Below are 18,375 nucleotides of genomic sequence, written 5' to 3'. Positions count from 1 at the left end.
GGTAAGGGTGGAACATACGGGAGGGAGGGAGGTATGGCGAAGACAGCGAATAAGCAGGTGAAGCGGCCAAAACATGTTCCCTTGCGCAGCTGCATCTCTTGCCGGGTAACGAAGCCGAAGCGTGAGCTGCTGCGTGTCGTGCGCACGCCCGATGGGCATGTGTTTGTGGATGCAACCGGCAAGAAATCTGGGCGCGGGGCCTACCTGTGCGCCCGGCTTTCTTGCTGGGAAAATGCCATCAAGAAAAAGCGCATCGAGCAGGAATTTGAAGTCACGATCTCTGATGAAGACCGCGCGGGTCTGGAAGCGTTCATCGCGACGCTGCCTAAAGATGAGCCCGCGCAGCCGGAAGCAAAAGTACCTGCAAACGCTAAAAACAAGAGTGCTAAAGCGGAATAACGGGTAGGTTTTGATTTGTTCTTGCAATTAGACGTGTAGTACGCTATACTGAAATGCACATTAGTTTTTCCGGTTATCATTTGCATCCATTGATAGATGGATGAGGGATGAATCGAAGTAAGGCTTTATCATCTGGTCGGTTGGCCGGATGAAGTTTGAAACACATCTAAATCTATGAGTCATTATATCTCTACTCTTGTTAGAGGCACAGCCCCCCGGTTGGAGGGCAGTTTTGGCAAAGTTTGCGGAGCGACAGCTATGACCTGTTAAACCATAGGCCACAGGCCTTAGGCCTGAGAGCGCAGACGAATATATGCCTGGCACTGCACCAACGAGGGACTGTCACCTTCTCTATGAAGGCGACAGTCTTTTTGTGTGGCTGTGAAGAGAGATTCTCGCTACCCCTGGTGGCGTAACCTTATATAGAAGGGGGTCATCTTCATGAGAAACACATCTGAATCCCCAGATGCAAACGAGCAGGCGAAAGCAACCCCGGCACGCAGTCGTACAGGTACTCGCTCAAAATCCGAGCAGGCCTCGCCCGTTAGCCAGGAACAGGAAGTCAAGAAAGCACCGGTTAGCCCGTCCTCTGCGCGCCGTGGCTCCTCTACCAGTACGACACCACCGGCCCGTATACAGGCAACGGGTGACCACAAGCCTGCAGCGGGCGACCGCAAGAGTGCGCCCATACAGCCCGAAACGCCTAAAGCAGCGGGCGACCTCAAGGAGCAAAGACCGGAGACCAGCCTCAAAAGATCAGAGGGCGGCCTCAAAGAAAAAAGGGTGGAGGGCGACCACAGGGGTACGCCCCTACAAGCCGGTGCTCGTGCGACATCAACACAAATCCCACGACAAGCTCCTGTCCAGCGCCAGGGTGGGGCCGTTCAAGCGCAGCGAACCGTCCATCCCGGTAGTTCATCGATGCAATCCGCGACAGCGCCGGCGCGTTCTGGCAGTATCACACAGCAACGTCCTGCTCAACATGGACAGCATGCGACGACCACGGCACATCCAGGCAGCAACCGGCCAGGCGGCCAGGCACGTCCAGGAACTGCTCACCCGGCCGGTCGCAATGGCACAAACGGGCAGCGTCTACAAGAACGGCGCGCCGCCGCGGTGAAAGAGAAGCCAACAGGCCCAATCACGATTCCACCGCAGATTGTCGTTAAAGACCTGGCCGAACTGCTACACGCGACGCCTAATGAGGTCATTCGCGGCCTGATCAAACATAGCATTTTCGCCAGCATTAACCAGGTGGTTGATTATGATAAGGCCGCGCTGGTTGCGCAAGACCTGGGATTTGAGCCGACACAAAGCGCGCTTGCGGCATCGCCAGCGGTACAGCGGGCGCGCAAGGGTCTTTCGGCAAACGAGGCTATGATGGCGACGCGCGATCAAGACAATATGGTGGTGATTCCACCGGTTGTGACCATCATGGGGCACGTTGACCACGGCAAGACCTCGTTGCTTGATACCATCCGCAAAACAAAGGTAGCAGCAGGTGAGGCAGGCGGCATTACGCAACATATCGGCGCGTACCAGGTGGAGGTCAACGGCAAGAAAATTACCTTCCTCGATACACCCGGTCATGAAGCATTCACTGCTATGCGTGCGCGTGGAGCGCAGGTGACGCATATCGCGGTCATTGTGGTGGCAGCTGACGACGGCGTGATGCCCCAGACACGCGAAGCCATCGACCACGCGCAAGCCGCGAAAGTGCCGATTATCATCGCGCTTAACAAGATCGATAAAATCGATGCCAATCCTGATCGCGTCAAACAACAGCTGGCCGAAATCGGTATCGTGATTGAAGAGTACGGGGGTGATGTGATCTGCGTGCCGGTCTCGGCGCGTAAAGGGACCGGTATCGATGATCTGCTGGAAATGATCTTGCTGCTGGCCGAGATACAGGATATCCGGGCTAACCCGAATCGTCCGGCAACCGGAGTAATCATTGAGGCAAAACTCGAGAAGAATACAGGCCCGACCGCGACCGTGCTGATCCAGCAGGGGACGCTGAAGATGGGCGACAATATCGTGGTAGGAGCGATGGCCGGCAAAGTGCGTGCCATGTTCAACGACCGGGGTAAGCGCATTCAAAAGGCGCCGCCCAGCACTCCGGTTAGCATCCTGGGCTTACCAGAAGTGCCACAGGCAGGAGACCGTCTCGAGGTCGTGGTGGATGAGCGGACGGCCAAACAGATGGCGGCCCAGGTTGCGGAGCAGCGCCGCAGCGAAACGGGTCCGCTTGGGCAGGTCAGCCTCGATACTCTCTATATGCAGATGCAGGAGGGTCAGGTGAAGGAACTCAATATCGTGCTAAAGTGCGATGTGCAGGGTTCCGCGGAGGCCATCAAGAACGCGCTGACAAAAATCGGCGACGAGAATCTCAAGGTACGCCTGATCCACGAAGGAATTGGCAATATCAACGAAACCGATGTACACCTGGCATCGGCTTCTGGAGCCATCATTATTGGCTTTAACGTCAAGGCTGATGGGGCGGCTCAACGGCTGGCGCAGAAAGAAGGCGTTGATATTCGCTATTACAATATCATTTATAAGCTAACAGACGATATCCAGGCCGCGCTGAAAGGCATGCTCGAGCCGACCTATCAGGAGGTCATCGAAGGCCATGCCGAGGTCCAGCAAATGTTCAAAGCCGGTAAGAATCTGGTGATCGCGGGCTGTCGCGTTCTGGATGGCAAGATTACTCGTTCCTCGCAGGCACGCATCACGCGTAAGAATGAGAAGGTGTACGACGGCAAAATCGCTTCGCTACGTCGTGGTAAAGACGATGTGCGCGAGGTTTCCGGCGGTTACGAGTGCGGTATCGTCCTCGAAGACTTCAACGAATTCGAGATCGGCGATATTATCGAGACCTATGCGAAAGAGCGTGTGAAGCCGGGAGCATAAGTAATAACAACGTTTTAATTTGGGCGTTATCCGGCGCGCCGGCGCGCCGGATAACGCCCAAATTGAATTACTTGAAAGAACGATACGTATGCCAAATCCACATCGACAGGAAAAACTGGGTGAACTCATCGCGCTGGAACTGAGCGACCTGCTGCGCACGCGTGTGAAGGACCCGCGTGTGGGATTTGCGAGCATCACGCGGGTTGAGGTGAGCGGCGACTTACGACATGCCAAGGTGTTCGTAAGCGTGCTTGGCTCCGAGAATGAACAGGAGGATACGATCCGGGCGTTGAAACACGCGACCGGCTTCCTGCGTCACGAGCTTGCGAGCCGCCTCACGCTGCGCTATATGCCGGAACTGGTGTTCAAGCTTGATATCTCAATCCAGGAAGGGACTCGTATACTTGAGCTTATCCGTGAGAGCGAGATGGAGCATCATCCGGTGAGTGATGGAAGCAACGATGAGTGATATCCCGTGTGAACTGCATAATCAACTCGATCCCGCGCTCGTTCAGGAGGCGATGGCGATCATTCAGCCGGCAGAGCGCATCGTGTGCATCGCGCATGAGAGTCCTGATGGCGATTGTATTGGCTCCGCGCTTGGCATGGCACATATCTTGCGACAAGCGGGCAAAATGGCTGTTGCGGCTTGCGCGGACCCTGCCCCGAAGAATCTCTCGTTTTTGCCGGGCCTCGATTTGCTGCAACAAGACCTTGGCGCGGAGGAGTTTGACCTGGTGATTGCGCTGGATGCCGGTGAGCTGGTGCGTTTCGGCTCATTATATGAGCGGCATCGCGCCTACCTGGGCGAAGTGCCCATCCTCAATATCGATCACCACGTCAGCAGCGATGGCTGCGGGCAGGTGAATATTATCGATCCAAAGGCGGCAGCTACTGCTGAACTGGTCGTGCTTTTCCAGCAGCAGGCCGGTTTGCCATTGAATCGCGACGCGGCCCTGTGCCTGCTCACGGGCATCATTACTGACACCAGTTCATTTCAATTCACAAACACTACTCCACGCTGCCTGGAAGTAGCGGCGCTGCTGCTACGGGCAGGGGCGATACCAGAAACGGTGGTGCAGCCAATCTACAAAACTCGTCCGCTGCCGCAGGTGCGCCTGCAAGCCATGGTGATTACCAATGCGCAAACGGCCTGCAATGGAAGACTGATCTGGTCGCAGGCCACACGCGAGACGCTAGAAGTGGCAGGCGCTACACCGGAGATGGACGATAACATCTCTGGCTTGCTGCGCGATATCGAGGGGGTAGAGGTCGCGGCCTTTTTCAAGAGTTTCGGAGAGCCAGGGGTTACCCGGCTCAGCCTGCGCTGCGCCGCACCCTACAATGCTGCCGAGATCTGCAAACGTGTGAGCAATGGCAGGGGCGGTGGACATCCGCGCGCGGCAGGGGCTACGTTTTCGATGCCCATTGAGGAAACGACGAAGCTGGTGATTGACGAATTAATGCGAGAGATGAGTGGCGAGATTCTTCGCTTCGCTCAGAATGACATGGTGGGAGATGAGGCAGGCGATTCTTCGCTTCGCTCAGAATGACATGGTGGGAGATGAGGCAGGCGATTCTTCGCTTCGCTCAGAATGACATGGATGGTATTCTCAATATAAACAAAGCCACGGGCATGACTTCGCACGATGTCGTGGCGAGTATACGTCGCCTTCTGAAGGAGAAGCGCGTGGGACATGCCGGGACGCTTGATCCTCTGGCGAGCGGGGTTCTGCCGATTTGCGTGGGGCAGGCGACGCGGGTAGCGGAATATCTTAGCGAAAGCGGCAAGGCGTACCTGGCAACAATTGTTTTTGGCAGCGTAACGGACACGTATGATGCCGAAGGCGTGATTCTGCGCACGGCAAGTACGGCAGATCTTTCCAGGGCAAGGGTTGAAGAGGCGCTGGAACATTTTATGGGGCCGCAGTTGCAAATACCACCGCGTTATTCGGCCATTAAACTGCAGGGGCAACCGGCATACAAGCGCGCCCGGGCAGGCGAGGAGGTCGAACTGGCGCCGCGCCCGATTGTTATCCATACACTCGAGGTGGTCGAATGCAATCTTCCATCTGTGACGCTGGCCGTTGAATGCAGCAAGGGGACTTATATTCGCTCGCTGGCTTATGATCTTGGTGAATACCTGGGATGCGGGGCCTATCTTGCCGCACTGGTGCGCACGCGCAGCGGGCCATTTCTGCTAGCAGAAAGCGTGACGCTGGAAGAACTCCGGAGCGTTGTAGAGGCAGAGATGGGCGATCAAGGAGCGCGGATTGATGCGGAGCATGGTGGGCCGGGCGGGCGACCACAAGGGTCGCCCCTACGTTATCTGTACCCGGTTGATAAGGCGCTCGAGGGCTATCCGGCCCTGATCCTTGACGCTGCCACGGTCGAGCGGGTGCTGCATGGCAATGCTTTCAGGTACTCGCGAGATGAAGACATACCGCAAACGACCGGTATCGCGCGTGTGTATAGTGAGGATGAGCGTTTTGTGGCCGTCGCGGAATGGGATGCGGCACAAGCAATCTGGAAACCCCGCAAAGTGTTCACGGGGTCATAACCTGGTGATTACTCATCATGTGATGGGAGCTTCTTCGCTGCGCTCAGAATGACATGATGAGTAATCACCAGGTCACGGAACGTTGCCATAAAATGTCTTGTATGTTAATCTATGGTAAGGTAGGGCCAACCAGCCTGGCGGGAATATGGAGATCATGGAATTCGCAACAACGCTGACAGATAAAGAACCGATTGCTATTACCATCGGCAATTTTGATGGCGTCCATCGCGGGCACCAGCGCCTGATGCGCGAATTACAGGCGATGGCGCGCACATTGCAGTGTAAGCCCGTCCTTGTTACTTTCACACCGCATACCCTGCTGGTGGTACGGCCAGAAAAACAAGTAGCATATTTAACAACTTTAGAAGAGAAACTGGCCCTGGCGAAGTATTATGGAGGTATTGGCGATAGCATCGTTATTCACTTTACGCCGGAAGTTGCGGCGCTGAGCGCAGCCGAGTTTTTGGATAAGCTGCGCGAGCATTTCTCAGTGAGAGCCATGGTTGTAGGGGAGGATTTTAGCCTTGGGCATAACAGGATGGGCGATATTGCGTTCTTGCAAGCCTATGGGAAAGAACATGATATTTTGGTAGAGCCGGTAGTCCTGGAGCATGCCGAGCGCGCGCGTATCAGCAGCACGCGCATTCGTTCGCTTCTCATCGAGGGAAAATTAGAGGAGGCAAACGAGCTACTGGGCCATCCATTTATAGTAAGCGGTACAGTCGTGAAAGGGGATCAGCGCGGCAGGCAGCTGGGATATCCTACCGCGAACCTGGCAACCGATCCCCATAAGCTCCTACCGGCGAACGGCATTTACGCCGTGTGGGCCGGCGTGGGCAAGCGTCCAGGCAATAATCCCGCGGCTGTGGGGCAAAGTGACAAAACAGAGGTTATTCCCGTCTATAATGATAGTGAAGCAAGGAGTAGGATTACGACCCAGCGTACAGCATTTTTACGCATGTTGTACCGTGAGGAATACAAGAGTGCGGCCAGTGTCGGGGTGCGGCCAATGTTCGATGGAAAGACGCGCCTGGTCGAAGCGTATTTATTAGATGCTGACCTTGATCTTTACGGTCAGAGCATTGCTTTAGATTTCATTGCGCGTTTGCGAGACGAAGAGCGTTTCGCCAGTATCGAGGCATTGAAAGCGCAAATGGCTGTTGATGTGCAGCACGCGCGTCAGATTTTACAAACTGAGGCGGAATGAGCTTGCACAGTTGAAAGAGTATCCACGTAAGGGAGGCTGAGCAGGACGATGGCAGGCCGGAACAGGCTCTTAAAATTTGAAGATTGGATCGGGCACATTTTGCAATGGCCGTTTTCATTTCTGCCATCGACATTAGAGCCGGCTGAGGTGCTTCAGAAGCTGAAACAGGCCATGGACGACAATGTGCAGCTGCTCGGCGAGGGCAAGCGGCTGGCCCCACATATCTTCGATATAACGTTCAGTGTGAAGGATCACCAGCGATTTCTTCCTAATGAAAATTTTTTGAAGCAAGACTGGCAGGAAGAGCTGGTGCAACACGCGCGCAATCATCATTACATCCTGCGGGAAGTGCCTGTTCTACGACTGCATGGCGAGAGCAAAGTCCGCGATGGAAACGTGCAGGTCGAAGTCGCAAGCGGCGAGGCAGGCGCTATGGCTACGCAGGCTCTGAGCGCGGAACAACTGGCACAACTGCGCAGCCAACTGGCACAGGGACAGCCGGTACCGGGATTATCCAATTCATCCATCAACGCGCCAGGCTTCCCCATGGGAGTCGCTGGGACGGCCGGGGTCTCAGGCATGCAGGGCGGGATGCCGAACCCGCAAGGCAATCCGCCGGCTCCAGCGTTTCCGGCACGCCCGGCTGCTGCTCTCCCTCAGGCCTGGCTAAACATCCGTTTAGTAGATCCCGTCCAACATGCCGCAGCTGCTCCGAGGGTCTATGTGATAGAAAAGCCGGTCATTAATATTGGGCGCCAACTCACTAACGATATCATCGTAGAAGATAAACGGGTTTCGCGCTACCATGCACAAATCAAATATTCGCCCAATGGGCAATTCGTCATCTTTGATCTTGGTAGTACCAATGGCATTACGATCAATGGCACCCCGCACCTGCGCCAGCATACCTTACACAATGGCGACCACTTCAAAATCGGTAGTTACGAATTTATTTTCGAGAGAAGGTAAGATAGAGAAAAGCAGATGACACTGGATGTCTTTTTACTGATCTTGCGTTTATTGTTTATTGTGTTACTCTACCTCTTTTTGATGCAGGTGGTAATTGTTATTACCCGTGATTTGCGCAAGACGGAGAAAAAGGGCGAGATGATCGGCAAACCGGCGCCTGTGGCGGGTCACCTGATTGTGATCGATAGCGGGCCGAGCAATCTCTCACCGGGTACGACGTTCCCACTTCGCCCTCAAACGACGATTGGGCGAGGGCCGACGAATACGGTTGTGCTACCGTACAATTTCATATCGAGCGAACATGCGCGCATGTGGCAATATAATAACGTCTGGTATATTGAGGATGCCGGCAGCACCAACGGAACCTACCTGAATGATGCGCCGGCGCGAGAGGCTCTGCCGGCCAAGCCCGGTGATGTCGTGCAAATCGGTTTTATTCGTTTCAAACTGGCACCATAAATGTGTGTTGGCCTGAGGGATATGCATATGGCGAGTATTGGTCAATCTTCGGGTATAGGGCAGAGGGTGAGACGCTACCGGTGGAAAGAGCTGGGGTTATTCATTATTCCTTTTATGATTTTGCTGCTGGAAATCATCCAACTGCCACTGGCGCAGTTCTATGAACAGAAGATCAGCACAAGCCCGCAGCCAATTCCTTTCACCAGAGATATTCTGCCGACGATTTCCCAATTGCTCCCGATACTGGGTCTGATTGCACTACTGCTGCTGGTGAATATTATTTTGAGTTTCACTTTTCCGCGCGCCGATCAGATGCTGCTGCCGCTGGTGGGGCTGCTGAGCGGATTGGGAGTGCTGATGGTGACACGATTAGGGGATTCGCCGACAATTGGGGATCCAACGTTAGGCACGAGACAGCTGTTGTGGGTACTGCTGGGGCTGGTGATATGTGTAGGGACGCTGGCAATTGTGCGCAATATGCACTGGCTCGAACGCTTTAAGTATACCTGGGCGGCGTTTGGCATTGCGCTGGTGGCGGCCACGCTGGTGAACGCGCTACGGGTGAAGAACCTGGATAGCCCGACACATGACCAGTTGAACTTCGGGCCGTTCAATCTGCAACCGTCTGAGTTGCTGAAAATCTTCATCGTGATATTCTTCGCCGCGTATCTGAGTGAGAACCAGGACGTGCTGGCGAGAGGAAATCTGAAAATCGGCCCATTGCACTTGCCGCCATTGCGCCAGCTTGGGCCGCTGGCACTGATGCTGGGTATCGCGCTGCTGCTGTTTTTAGGTGTTCGCGAGTTGGGCCTGGCGCTGCTGATTTATGGTATTTTCCTGTGTATGATCTACCTGGGTACGAACAAAGTATCGTGGGTGGTGGTAAGTCTGGGAATCTTCCTGGTATTGGGTCTGATCGGCTACGCGCTGTTCAGCTATGTGCGGCTGCGCTTCGCGGCGGTGGCGATTGATCCTGTGAACTGGCAAAACTGGTCGCAGGCGACGCAGGAATTCGCGCGCGGGGGTGCGGCGCAAATTGTGCAGGGGATTATTGCGCTGTCGAGTGGAGGCATTCTGGGAGCTGGTTTCGGGCTGGGGCACCCCGTGCTGGTGCCTGTGGTGCAATCGGATATGATCTTCACAGCACTCGGCGAGGAATATGGGCTGGCCGGGCTATTTGCCATTATCGGTATCTACCTGCTGATTTTGTACCGGGGATTCCGCATCGCAATGGAGGCGAACGATTCATTCTCGCAGCTATTAGCGGCAGGATTGACATCAATCTTCGCGGTACAGACGGTGGTGATCATCGCGGGCAATATGAAATTGCTGCCGCTGACGGGCCTGCCGCTGCCGTTTGTGAGCTATGGTGGAAGCTCAATTATCGCGAACTACATCATTATCGGCATTTTACTACGTATCTCGGACACGACGGCAAAAGAGCAGGAAGGACTTGTGTGATAGAACATGGGCCAATACCAGCAATGGCTGCACTACCAGGAAATTGACCGGCAACTGAGGAGCGAATTAGAAAGGCTCGAGAGCGAACTGGCTCACTTGCAGGAGTCGATGGGTGTTGATGCGCAGGAGGTGGAAGCAGCTGCCAATGGCGAGATACCACAGCAGTCTGCGACGATTTCAGCGCACAATACGGTGATACGTTTGCTGGCATTGGGTATGCAAGGGCTTCCCTCAACATTCTCCCAGCAAGCTGGATCGGGCAGAAATGGGTTCGCACATGATATACGCGCGCATACTATGGGGCCGGTTGAGGAGCATGGGCACGTTGAAAGGGCCGGTTCCGAGGGGGCGGCGAGCGGCAAGGGCAGGCAGGCAGAGAATGGAGGTATTCTTGCCACACCGGTAATGAGCCAGGGGTGGCTGCCACAATCTGGGCCTGTGGAAGGTACACCCTTTATGGAGCGACAGACGAGGGCGGCAACACCTGATAGCGAGATGGTTTTGCTGCCTCAAGACATGCAGGGCTTTTTCGACCAGCATGCACAAACTGATCCCCAGCAGGAGGTCCCCTGGTGGCTGCGCAAGCCCGCGGCCAATACAGATATCTTCGACGCTTCAGAGAGCCTGCGGACGGATGAGTTGGTGCGGCGCTGGATAGAGCGCCGCAAGCAATTAGCAGCACAAGCAGCTGAGGAGGCGGATTCTGCCACTTCTGAGGAGGGCGCCGCAGATGAATGAGAACGCAACAGACAGAATAGGGCAGAAAGAACTCGATGAGCTGTACGCGAGTCTGAAGCGGGAGGATGTCGAGGAGTTCTATGCCAGTTACTCGCGGTGGGCACTGCGACAGCAGGTGATGAAATTGCGCGAGGCAATTGCTGAGAAACAGCGACAGATCGAGGCGAATGCTGAATTGATACAGCAGGCGCGGCCATCTGCTGTGGCACTGGCGGCGCTGGCACGGCTGCAGGCGAATGGCGTTGCGGATAATGACCTGCTCGACCGCATGCTGGAACGCGGCGAGGCCTGGCTGGATTTGACGATGCAGCGCCTGGATTATTGCGAGCAGCTGGAAAACTTCATGAGCGACGATTATGAGCACTGGTGCAGGCATGCATTGGAGGGGGCATACGACTGGCTCGATTCGTTGCTCCAACAGCCTGAAACAACGGAGACTAGCTCGCCCTCGCCCACGGATGAAGAAGGGGTCGCGGAGGAACTGCTGCTGGCGAAGCTGGCCGGAGATGGGGAGGAAGAGGAATACGGGGATGCACTGCTTGACATCACGCAGAAACGACCGGCGATTACACCTGCCCAGTTACAAACACTCGCTGCTGAACACGCTGAACCTGAAGCGATAGAACAGGCAGAATCGGGCGATGCAACTGTTGAAGAGGCGATAGAAACACCGGATAGCGAAAGCCGAGTGGGAGAGCAATCTCAAGGTGAACAGGTGGAGGGGCCACCACTAGAACAACAGGCGGAAGAGCACCATCAAGGCGAACAGTTCGAAGGGCAACCACTAGAACAACAAGCGGAGGGACAACCGCAAGGCGAACAGGTGGAAGGGCAACCAGCAGAAGAACAGGTGGAAGGGCGACCTCAAGGGTACGCCCATACAATGGATATACAGGAATATATTGCGCCTGAAGCTGCGACAGAGGAGGAGAATGCCTCAACGCCGGTCGATGAGGAGCCAACTGTGCGGGAATTTGCGCCTGTGGAGGAAACGCTCTCCGGCGAGAGTGACGATACGCAGAGCGAAGAGCCTGCGCTGCAAGAATTTGCGCCTGTGGAGGAAATGATCAGTACCGGAGATAGGGATGAGGAGAGCGAGGAGCCGCTCATCCAGGAATTTCCTCGTATGGCAGACCCTCTTTCTGCTGAAGAAGTTACATCCCCCGATGCTGGAGAGGCAGAGATACGGGAATATTCCGCTCCTGCTGAAATGGCGGTCGTAGAGGAGAGAGATGGCGAACCGCACGAGCTTGAAGAAGCCCAACAGTCTGAAGAAGTGGAAGATTTTTCTGAGCAAGCAGATACAGTTGTTGCAGAGGATGCTCCAACAAGAGAGGAGCCTGCGACGGGCGTGAACACGTCAACGGTCTGGTGGGAATGGCAGAATCCCCCCGAAGCAACGATGATTGAGGAGCAGGCAGAAGCGCGGGAGGATGAACCGAAGCCCAGGTCTCATTTCATCTGGCGCCTGCTGGCGAGGATCTGGGGAAGGTGAGGAAAAAGAAGACGTGTTATTCGAAGAGTATCTGAAGGAGCACCCACAGCAGCATAGCCCTGTACGGGCACAGTATTTGCAGATCAAGCGCCAGCACCCAGATGCTATCCTCTTCTTTCGCATGGGCGATTTTTATGAGATGTTCGATGATGACGCGGAGATTGTGGCGCGAGAGTTGGAGCTGGCGCTGACCAGGCGCGATTTTGGCCGCGGCGAGTACTCTCCCATGGCGGGCATTCCCCATCACGCGGCAGATGGCTATATCGCGCGGCTGGTGAGCAAGGGCTATCGCGTGGCGGTGTGCGAGCAGACGAGCGATCCGGCGCTCTCTAAGGGGCTGGTTGAGCGCGAGGTGATACGGATCGTGACGCCGGGCACGGTGATTGACCCGGCGATGCTGGCGGCAAAACGCAATAACTTCCTGGCAGGGGTGGTGGTGGGGCGGGATGCAGTGGGAATTGCATATGTGGATATTACGACGGGCGAGTTCGCGGTGACGCAGTTTGGCACGCCCGAACCGGAGATAGCGCTGCAACAGGAGATCGCCCGTGTGGGGCCGGCGGAGGTGATTGTGGAGGCGCGCTACAGCCGGCAAGGTGCGCAGAGTCGCAAACGGCGCTGGCTGGCGGCAGTGATGAGTGAGAAGACGGTGACGAGGGTGGGCAGCAACGGGAATCCGCACGCGGATGTTGAGGCGGCACTCGCTGCGACGCGGAAAACCTATGGGCAGGATGAAGAACGAGGGCCTGACGAGGAACAGGAACTTGAGGATGACGCGGGCGCGTCTGGCAAGGAAAAGGGCCAGATCAATAGTATCGACGAGGATGAGGACGAGGAGGATGACTACGCGCCGCTGGCGAAGGTGTTAAGGGGAGTTGCCGGCCATGTGACGCCATATGATGCGCGCTATTTTACGGAGGATGATGCGCGGCATCGCCTGTTATCGCATTTCGAGGTGGCCTCGCTGGAGGGTTTTGGCTGCGCGCACCTGCCGCTGGCAATACGCGCGGCAGGCGCGGTGCTGGCCTATTTACAGGAGACGCAGAAAGGGTTGCTGCACCAACTGACCTCGCTGGAAACGTATTTTGTCTCCGAGTTTATGACGCTGGACGCGCACACGCGGCGCAATCTTGAACTCTTCGAGAGCGGGCGCACCGGCTCGGTGAAAGGGTCATTGTTGTGGGTGCTGGATAAGACGCGCAGTCCGATGGGTGGCCGGTTATTGAGGCGCTGGATTGGGCAACCACTGCTGAATATCGAGATTCTGCGACATCGCCAGCAAATCATTGGCGAGCTGCTGAACGATACACTGACCCAGGCGCGGCTGGTGGAAGGATTAAAGAAGGCGGGAGATATTGAACGCCTCATCAACCGTGTGCGGCAGCGTATCGCGACGCCACGCGACCTGGTGGCGCTTGCAGCAGGACTGCGGGCGGCAGCACAGGTGCGCGCAAGTCTGTCCGGCGACGCGGAACAGGCGATGCCGTCGGTGGCACAGTTGATCGAGGGGCTGGCGGATAACGAGGATACGATTGCGCTGATCGAGCGGGCGATTGTGGATGAGCCGCCATTGAGCGCTGCCGAGGGCGGAGTTATCCGAGCCGGCTACAACGAAGAACTCGATAGGATTCGACACGCTTCACAGGATGGGCGGCAATGGATCGCGGAATTGGAGCAGCGGGAGCGGCGTCGCACGGGTATCGCGAACCTCAAAGTTGGCTATACGAAGGTTTTTGGCTATTTCATCGAGGTGACAAACTCCAACCTGAGCCGTGTTCCTGCTGATTATGTGCGCAAACAGACACTTTCCACGGGCGAGCGCTACATCACGTCCGATCTGAAGGAGTACGAGACGCTGGTGCTGAACGCGCAGGAGCGTATGAATAAGCTGGAGAGCGAGTTGTTTGCGCAATTGCGGGCCGATATCGCGGGGCAGGCGGAGCGCGTCCTGGCCACGGCGCATACACTGGCGGAGATCGATGTGTACCTGAGCCTGGCGGAGGTGGCCGGTCGCTCCAATTATTGCCGGCCACAGTTGAATGATGGCGATACCATTCATATCGTCGCCGGGCGCCATCCGGTAATCGAGCTGGCGCAGAGCGAGACGCCGTTTATTCCCAATGACGCCGAACTCTCTAACGCTCACGCGCAAATCCTGATTATTACCGGTCCCAATATGGCAGGCAAGTCGACGTATTTGCGGCAGGTGGCCTTGATTACATTGATGGCACAGATCGGCAGTTATGTACCGGCTGAGGCGGCGACGATTGGCATTGTTGATCGTATATTCACACGCATCGGGGCGCAGGACGACCTGGCGACGGGGCAGAGTACGTTTATGGTTGAGATGGTGGAGACGGCCAATATTCTGCATCATGCGACGCCGCGCAGCCTGGTAATCCTTGATGAGATCGGGCGCGGGACGAGTACATATGATGGGCTGGCGATTGCGCGCGCGGTGGTTGAATACCTGCATAATAACCGCAGGTGCGGGGCGCGCACACTGTTTGCGACGCACTACCATGAACTGGTGGAGGTGGCGAAGATGCTGCCGCGTGTGCGCTGCTTGAATGTAGCGGTGACGGAGGAAGAGGGACACGTGGTGTTCCTGCACAAGATCGTGCCGGGGGGCGCGGATAAGAGTTATGGGGTACATGTGGCGCAGCTGGCAGGTATTCCACGCCCGGTAATCCATCGCGCGGAAGAGATACTGGAAGAACTCGAACGCAAGGGAGATGCGAAGGTGCGACGCAAGGCGATGAAAGATCTGCCCACACCAATGGCGATGCAGATGACGCTGTTCGCGGCGGAATCGCATCCTGTGGTGGAAGAGTTGAAGTCCCTGGTAATCGATGAGCTGACGCCGATTGAGGCGATTGGGAAGTTGTATGAGTTGCAGAGGAAGGCGCGGGGAGGGTGAGCCAGGAGCGAGATCATTCAAGGATTCTTCGCTGCGCTCAGAATGACATGCCCCCGGAGGCAGCCAGGTGTGTCCGGGGGCATGTCATTCTGAGCGCAGCGAAGAATCCTTGACCAACTTATGAGGAGTGCGGCGGGCGACCACAAGGACACGCTCGCCGCATCCTTGTATTTGAAGCGTGAGCTGTTACGTGCTATGATGAAGGGGACGAATATTCAGGAAGTTTTTGAGAGAATTGCACCAATCAAAGGAGTTACAAGGATATGGCACAGAATCCATTATTGCAATTGAAGGAGCTGGGACAAAGCCCATGGTATGACAATATTGACCGCGAACAACTGGTTTCGGGTCAGTTCAAACGGTTGCTGGATGAGGATGGCATCTGCGGGGTGACGGCGAATCCAACGATTTTTCAGAAGTCGATCAGCCATGGTCATGCGTATGACGAGCAGATGACGGAACTGATCCGGGCGGGCAAGAGTTCGAATGAGATTTATGAGGCGCTGGTGATTCGCGATGTTCAGACGGTGGCGGATATGCTGCGACCGATTTATGAGAAGGCGAACCGGCAAGATGGTTTTGTGAGCCTGGAGGTTTCGCCGGAGCTGGCGCATAATACAGAGGGCACACTGGCGGAGGTACGCCGTTTCTGGAAGATGGTAGACCGCCCGAATCTGATGATCAAGATACCGGCGACGCCGGAGGGCATTCCGGCGGTACGGCAGGCGCTGACCGAGGGGATCAATGTGAATATTACGCTGATCTTCTCGCTCGATAGTTATCGCCAGGTAGCCAACGCGTACATTTCGGCGCTGGAAGACCGCAATGCCGCGGGCCAGGATATCAGTCACATTGCCTCGGTTGCCAGTTTCTTTGTGAGCCGCGTGGATACGCTGGTAGATAAGCTGCTGGAGGAGAAGATTCAGGCGACGAGCGACAGCGCGGAACAGCAGAAGCTGAAGGCGCTGGAGGGGAAGGCGGCGATTGCTAACGCGCGCGTGGTGTACCAGGAGTTTCGACAGATTTTTGATTCGCCGCGCTTTGAGTCGCTGAAACATGCCGGCGCGCACCTGCAGCGCGTGCTATGGGCCAGTACGAGTACGAAGAATCCTGCTTATCGTGATGTGCTGTACGCGGAGGAATTGATCGGGCCTGATACGGTGGATACGATGCCGCTGGAGACCATCGAGAATTTCCGCGACCATGGCAGGGTCAGCCGCACGGTCGATAAGGACGTTCCGCAGGCGAAGGCGGAACTGGATGCCCTGGAGCAGGTGGGGATTCACTATGACCAGGTGATGCAGCAGTTGCTGGACGAGGGGGTACAAAAGTTCGCCGATTCGTTCCATGAGCTTTTCAAGGGGATTGAGGGGAAACGGCAGGCAATCGCGCAGCAGGTTGCGCATTAGAAACGGGCTTAGGAAAGGGGCTGGTTCCTGCCGCTTCCCGTGGGAAGAGTATAAGGGCAAATGCATGAGATAGGACAACAGGTGGGGTCTGGGGTGATGATCGCATCGCGGTAAGGACAGCCATAAGGCGCTGTCCCTACAGGATGCCATACAATGGGGGGCCGGGGCGACCACCGGTGTACAGGTTGGCGGTCGCCCTGAACAGCCAATGAGAAATAAGGAGAGTATGAAGCATGCCTCAACGTAGTGTAGTGGAGGCTCCTAACCCTCTGAGGGAGGGTCTGCGCATAAAACATAGCCCTGAGCCGTGCGTGATGGTGATATTTGGGGCGACGGGCGATCTGACGCACCGGAAGTTATTGCCGGCGCTGTATAATCTGGCGCTTGAGACGCCGCTGCCGGCGGGCTTTTCGGTGGTCGGGTTCGCGCGTCGCCCGTATACAGATGAACAGTTTCGTGAACAGGCGCTGGAATCAATCAATCAATATTCACGCCAGAAGCCGGTGAACCCACAGGTATGGGAGAGTTTCGCGGCGGGCATCCATTACTTGCAATCGGATTTTCATAGCCCGGCAGGTTACGAGAAATTGAATACGCTGCTCAATACGCTTGATCATGAACGAGGTACGGGTGGCAATCGCATTTTTTATCTATCGACGCCGCCAAGCCAGTATCCCGAAATCATCCAGAATCTGGGCGCGGCGGGTCTGAATAAGAGTCGTAAGGGATGGACGCGCATTATTATCGAGAAACCGTTTGGACACGATCTGGCCTCGGCGCGCGAGTTGAACCGGCAGGTGGCGAAAGTGTTCCGGGAGGAGCAGGTGTACCGCATCGATCATTACCTTGGGAAGGAGACGGTGCAGAATATTCTGGTATTTCGCCTGGCGAACGGGATTTTTGAGCCGGTGTGGAACCGGCGCTATGTGGACCATGTGCAGATCACGGTGGCGGAGAATATCGGCCTGGAGGGTCGAGGCGCTTACTATGAGGAGTCGGGCGCGATACGCGATATGGTGCAGAATCACGTGCTGCAACTGCTGACACTGGTGGCAATGGAGCCGCCGATTGCTTTCGACGCTAACGCGGTACGCGATGAAAAGGTGAAGGTGCTGCACGCGCTGCAGCCATTGGTCGGGCAGGATGTGCTGGCGCAGACGATACGCGCCCAGTACGGTCCCGGCTGGGTGGGAGGACGCCAGGTGCCGGGCTATACAGAGGAGCCGGGCGTTTCGCCAACATCGACAACGGAGACATACGTGGCGCTGAAGGTGTTCATCGATAGCTGGCGCTGGGCAGGCGTTCCGTTTTACCTGCGCACCGGCAAACACCTGCCCAAACGGGTGAGTGAAATCGCGATCCAGTTCAAGCAGGCGCCGTTGATGTTGTTCAAACGCAGCGAGGCGCATGGGCAGGTTGAGCCGAATGTGCTGACGCTGCGCATTCAACCGGATGAGGGCATTTCGCTGAAGTTTGGGGCGAAGGTGCCGGGCACGGAGATGCAGATTCGCTCGGTAAACATGGATTTCTTTTATGGGTCTTCGTTTTTTAGGGAACAGCCCGAGGCCTACGAGCGTCTTTTGCTTGATTGCATGCTGGGCGATTCAACGCTCTTTACGCGCCGTGACGAGGTAGAGGCGGCATGGGCATTCATCCAGGGCATTTTGGACGAGTGGAAAAATGAGCCGCGAGAGACGATTGCGACCTACGAATCTGGCTCGTGGGGTCCGCAGGTGGCAGATGAGTTCATCTGGCGCGATAATCGCAGGTGGCGGCGTCCATAAGCGGGCAGCGGGCGACCATACGGGTACGCCCCTACATGGTGGAGAAAGGACAAGGGTGTTC

At 56.1% G+C, this 18,375-nt stretch carries 14 protein-coding genes; all 14 read left to right on the top strand.

What is annotated here, in order from left to right; translation table 11 throughout:
• Positions 1–33: 33 nt before the first annotated feature.
• The 14 genes from VFA09_18365 (at position 34) to zwf (ending at position 18,314) form a co-directional block, all read left to right on the top strand.
• On the top strand, positions 34–399 hold the full coding sequence (locus VFA09_18365; protein HZU69247.1) for a YlxR family protein: 366 nt from the start codon (positions 34–36) through the stop codon (positions 397–399).
• A 441-nt stretch (positions 400–840) separates the two neighbouring features.
• Positions 841–3,312 carry a translation initiation factor IF-2 gene (gene infB, locus VFA09_18360; protein ID HZU69246.1) on the top strand — a complete coding sequence of 824 codons (2,472 nt, stop codon included), beginning with the start codon at positions 841–843 and terminating at the stop codon, positions 3,310–3,312.
• Positions 3,313–3,400: 88 nt separating this feature from the next.
• Positions 3,401–3,781 carry a 30S ribosome-binding factor RbfA gene (rbfA, locus tag VFA09_18355; GenBank protein HZU69245.1) on the top strand — a complete coding sequence of 127 codons (381 nt, stop codon included), beginning with the start codon at positions 3,401–3,403 and terminating at the stop codon, positions 3,779–3,781.
• Complete coding sequence (locus VFA09_18350; GenBank protein ID HZU69244.1) at positions 3,774–4,865, top strand: bifunctional oligoribonuclease/PAP phosphatase NrnA; 1,092 nt, start codon at positions 3,774–3,776, stop codon at positions 4,863–4,865. Before rbfA ends, VFA09_18350 begins: the two co-directional genes overlap by 8 nt.
• Before the next feature lie 11 nt (positions 4,866–4,876).
• A complete protein-coding gene (gene truB, locus VFA09_18345; GenBank protein ID HZU69243.1) occupies positions 4,877–5,872 on the top strand; it encodes a tRNA pseudouridine(55) synthase TruB in 996 nt (331 codons plus the stop codon).
• Positions 5,873–6,026: 154 nt separating this feature from the next.
• Positions 6,027–7,079 carry a bifunctional riboflavin kinase/FAD synthetase gene (locus VFA09_18340; protein HZU69242.1) on the top strand — a complete coding sequence of 351 codons (1,053 nt, stop codon included), beginning with the start codon at positions 6,027–6,029 and terminating at the stop codon, positions 7,077–7,079.
• A 48-nt stretch (positions 7,080–7,127) separates the two neighbouring features.
• Positions 7,128–8,048, top strand: a complete 921-nt coding sequence (locus VFA09_18335) for an FhaA domain-containing protein (GenBank protein ID HZU69241.1) — start codon at positions 7,128–7,130, stop codon at positions 8,046–8,048.
• A 15-nt stretch (positions 8,049–8,063) separates the two neighbouring features.
• On the top strand, positions 8,064–8,507 hold the full coding sequence (locus VFA09_18330) for an FHA domain-containing protein (GenBank protein HZU69240.1): 444 nt from the start codon (positions 8,064–8,066) through the stop codon (positions 8,505–8,507).
• 27 nt (positions 8,508–8,534) lie between these two features.
• Positions 8,535–9,968 (top strand): FtsW/RodA/SpoVE family cell cycle protein, encoded by a 1,434-nt coding sequence (locus tag VFA09_18325; protein ID HZU69239.1) that lies wholly within the window; start codon positions 8,535–8,537, stop codon positions 9,966–9,968.
• 6 nt (positions 9,969–9,974) lie between these two features.
• Complete coding sequence (locus tag VFA09_18320; GenBank protein HZU69238.1) at positions 9,975–10,706, top strand: hypothetical protein; 732 nt, start codon at positions 9,975–9,977, stop codon at positions 10,704–10,706.
• Entirely contained in the window at positions 10,699–12,201 is a 1,503-nt protein-coding gene (locus VFA09_18315) for a hypothetical protein (protein ID HZU69237.1), read from the top strand. The genes VFA09_18320 and VFA09_18315 overlap by 8 nt, the downstream gene beginning before the upstream one ends.
• Before the next feature lie 13 nt (positions 12,202–12,214).
• Positions 12,215–15,121 carry a DNA mismatch repair protein MutS gene (gene mutS / locus VFA09_18310; protein HZU69236.1) on the top strand — a complete coding sequence of 969 codons (2,907 nt, stop codon included), beginning with the start codon at positions 12,215–12,217 and terminating at the stop codon, positions 15,119–15,121.
• A gap of 263 nt (positions 15,122–15,384) precedes the next feature.
• Complete coding sequence (tal, locus tag VFA09_18305) at positions 15,385–16,530, top strand: transaldolase (protein HZU69235.1); 1,146 nt, start codon at positions 15,385–15,387, stop codon at positions 16,528–16,530.
• Between the two features lie 233 nt (positions 16,531–16,763).
• The gene (zwf, locus tag VFA09_18300) at positions 16,764–18,314 is read left to right on the top strand and encodes a glucose-6-phosphate dehydrogenase (GenBank protein ID HZU69234.1); all 1,551 of its coding nucleotides are present in this window, start codon (positions 16,764–16,766) and stop codon (positions 18,312–18,314) included.
• Positions 18,315–18,375: the final 61 nt, after the last annotated feature.

This window comes from Ktedonobacteraceae bacterium, from assembly GCA_035653615.1.
Lineage (GTDB): Bacteria > Chloroflexota > Ktedonobacteria > Ktedonobacterales > Ktedonobacteraceae > DASRBN01.
This window is presented reverse-complemented; position numbering and strand designations above follow the sequence as displayed.

Bases quoted from the DNA above. Each gene is read 5' to 3' on its own strand.
- VFA09_18365 (HZU69247.1), top strand. From the start codon at position 34: ATGGCGAAGACAGCGAATAAGCAGGTGAAGCGGCCAAAACATGTTCCC.
- infB (HZU69246.1), top strand. From the start codon at position 841: ATGAGAAACACATCTGAATCCCCAGATGCAAACGAGCAGGCGAAAGCA.
- rbfA (HZU69245.1), top strand. From the start codon at position 3,401: ATGCCAAATCCACATCGACAGGAAAAACTGGGTGAACTCATCGCGCTG.
- VFA09_18350 (HZU69244.1), top strand. From the start codon at position 3,774: ATGAGTGATATCCCGTGTGAACTGCATAATCAACTCGATCCCGCGCTC.
- truB (HZU69243.1), top strand. From the start codon at position 4,877: ATGAGGCAGGCGATTCTTCGCTTCGCTCAGAATGACATGGATGGTATT.
- VFA09_18340 (HZU69242.1), top strand. From the start codon at position 6,027: ATGGAATTCGCAACAACGCTGACAGATAAAGAACCGATTGCTATTACC.
- VFA09_18335 (HZU69241.1), top strand. From the start codon at position 7,128: ATGGCAGGCCGGAACAGGCTCTTAAAATTTGAAGATTGGATCGGGCAC.
- VFA09_18330 (HZU69240.1), top strand. From the start codon at position 8,064: ATGACACTGGATGTCTTTTTACTGATCTTGCGTTTATTGTTTATTGTG.
- VFA09_18325 (HZU69239.1), top strand. From the start codon at position 8,535: ATGGCGAGTATTGGTCAATCTTCGGGTATAGGGCAGAGGGTGAGACGC.
- VFA09_18320 (HZU69238.1), top strand. From the start codon at position 9,975: ATGGGCCAATACCAGCAATGGCTGCACTACCAGGAAATTGACCGGCAA.
- VFA09_18315 (HZU69237.1), top strand. From the start codon at position 10,699: ATGAATGAGAACGCAACAGACAGAATAGGGCAGAAAGAACTCGATGAG.
- tal (HZU69235.1), top strand. From the start codon at position 15,385: ATGGCACAGAATCCATTATTGCAATTGAAGGAGCTGGGACAAAGCCCA.
- zwf (HZU69234.1), top strand. From the start codon at position 16,764: ATGCCTCAACGTAGTGTAGTGGAGGCTCCTAACCCTCTGAGGGAGGGT.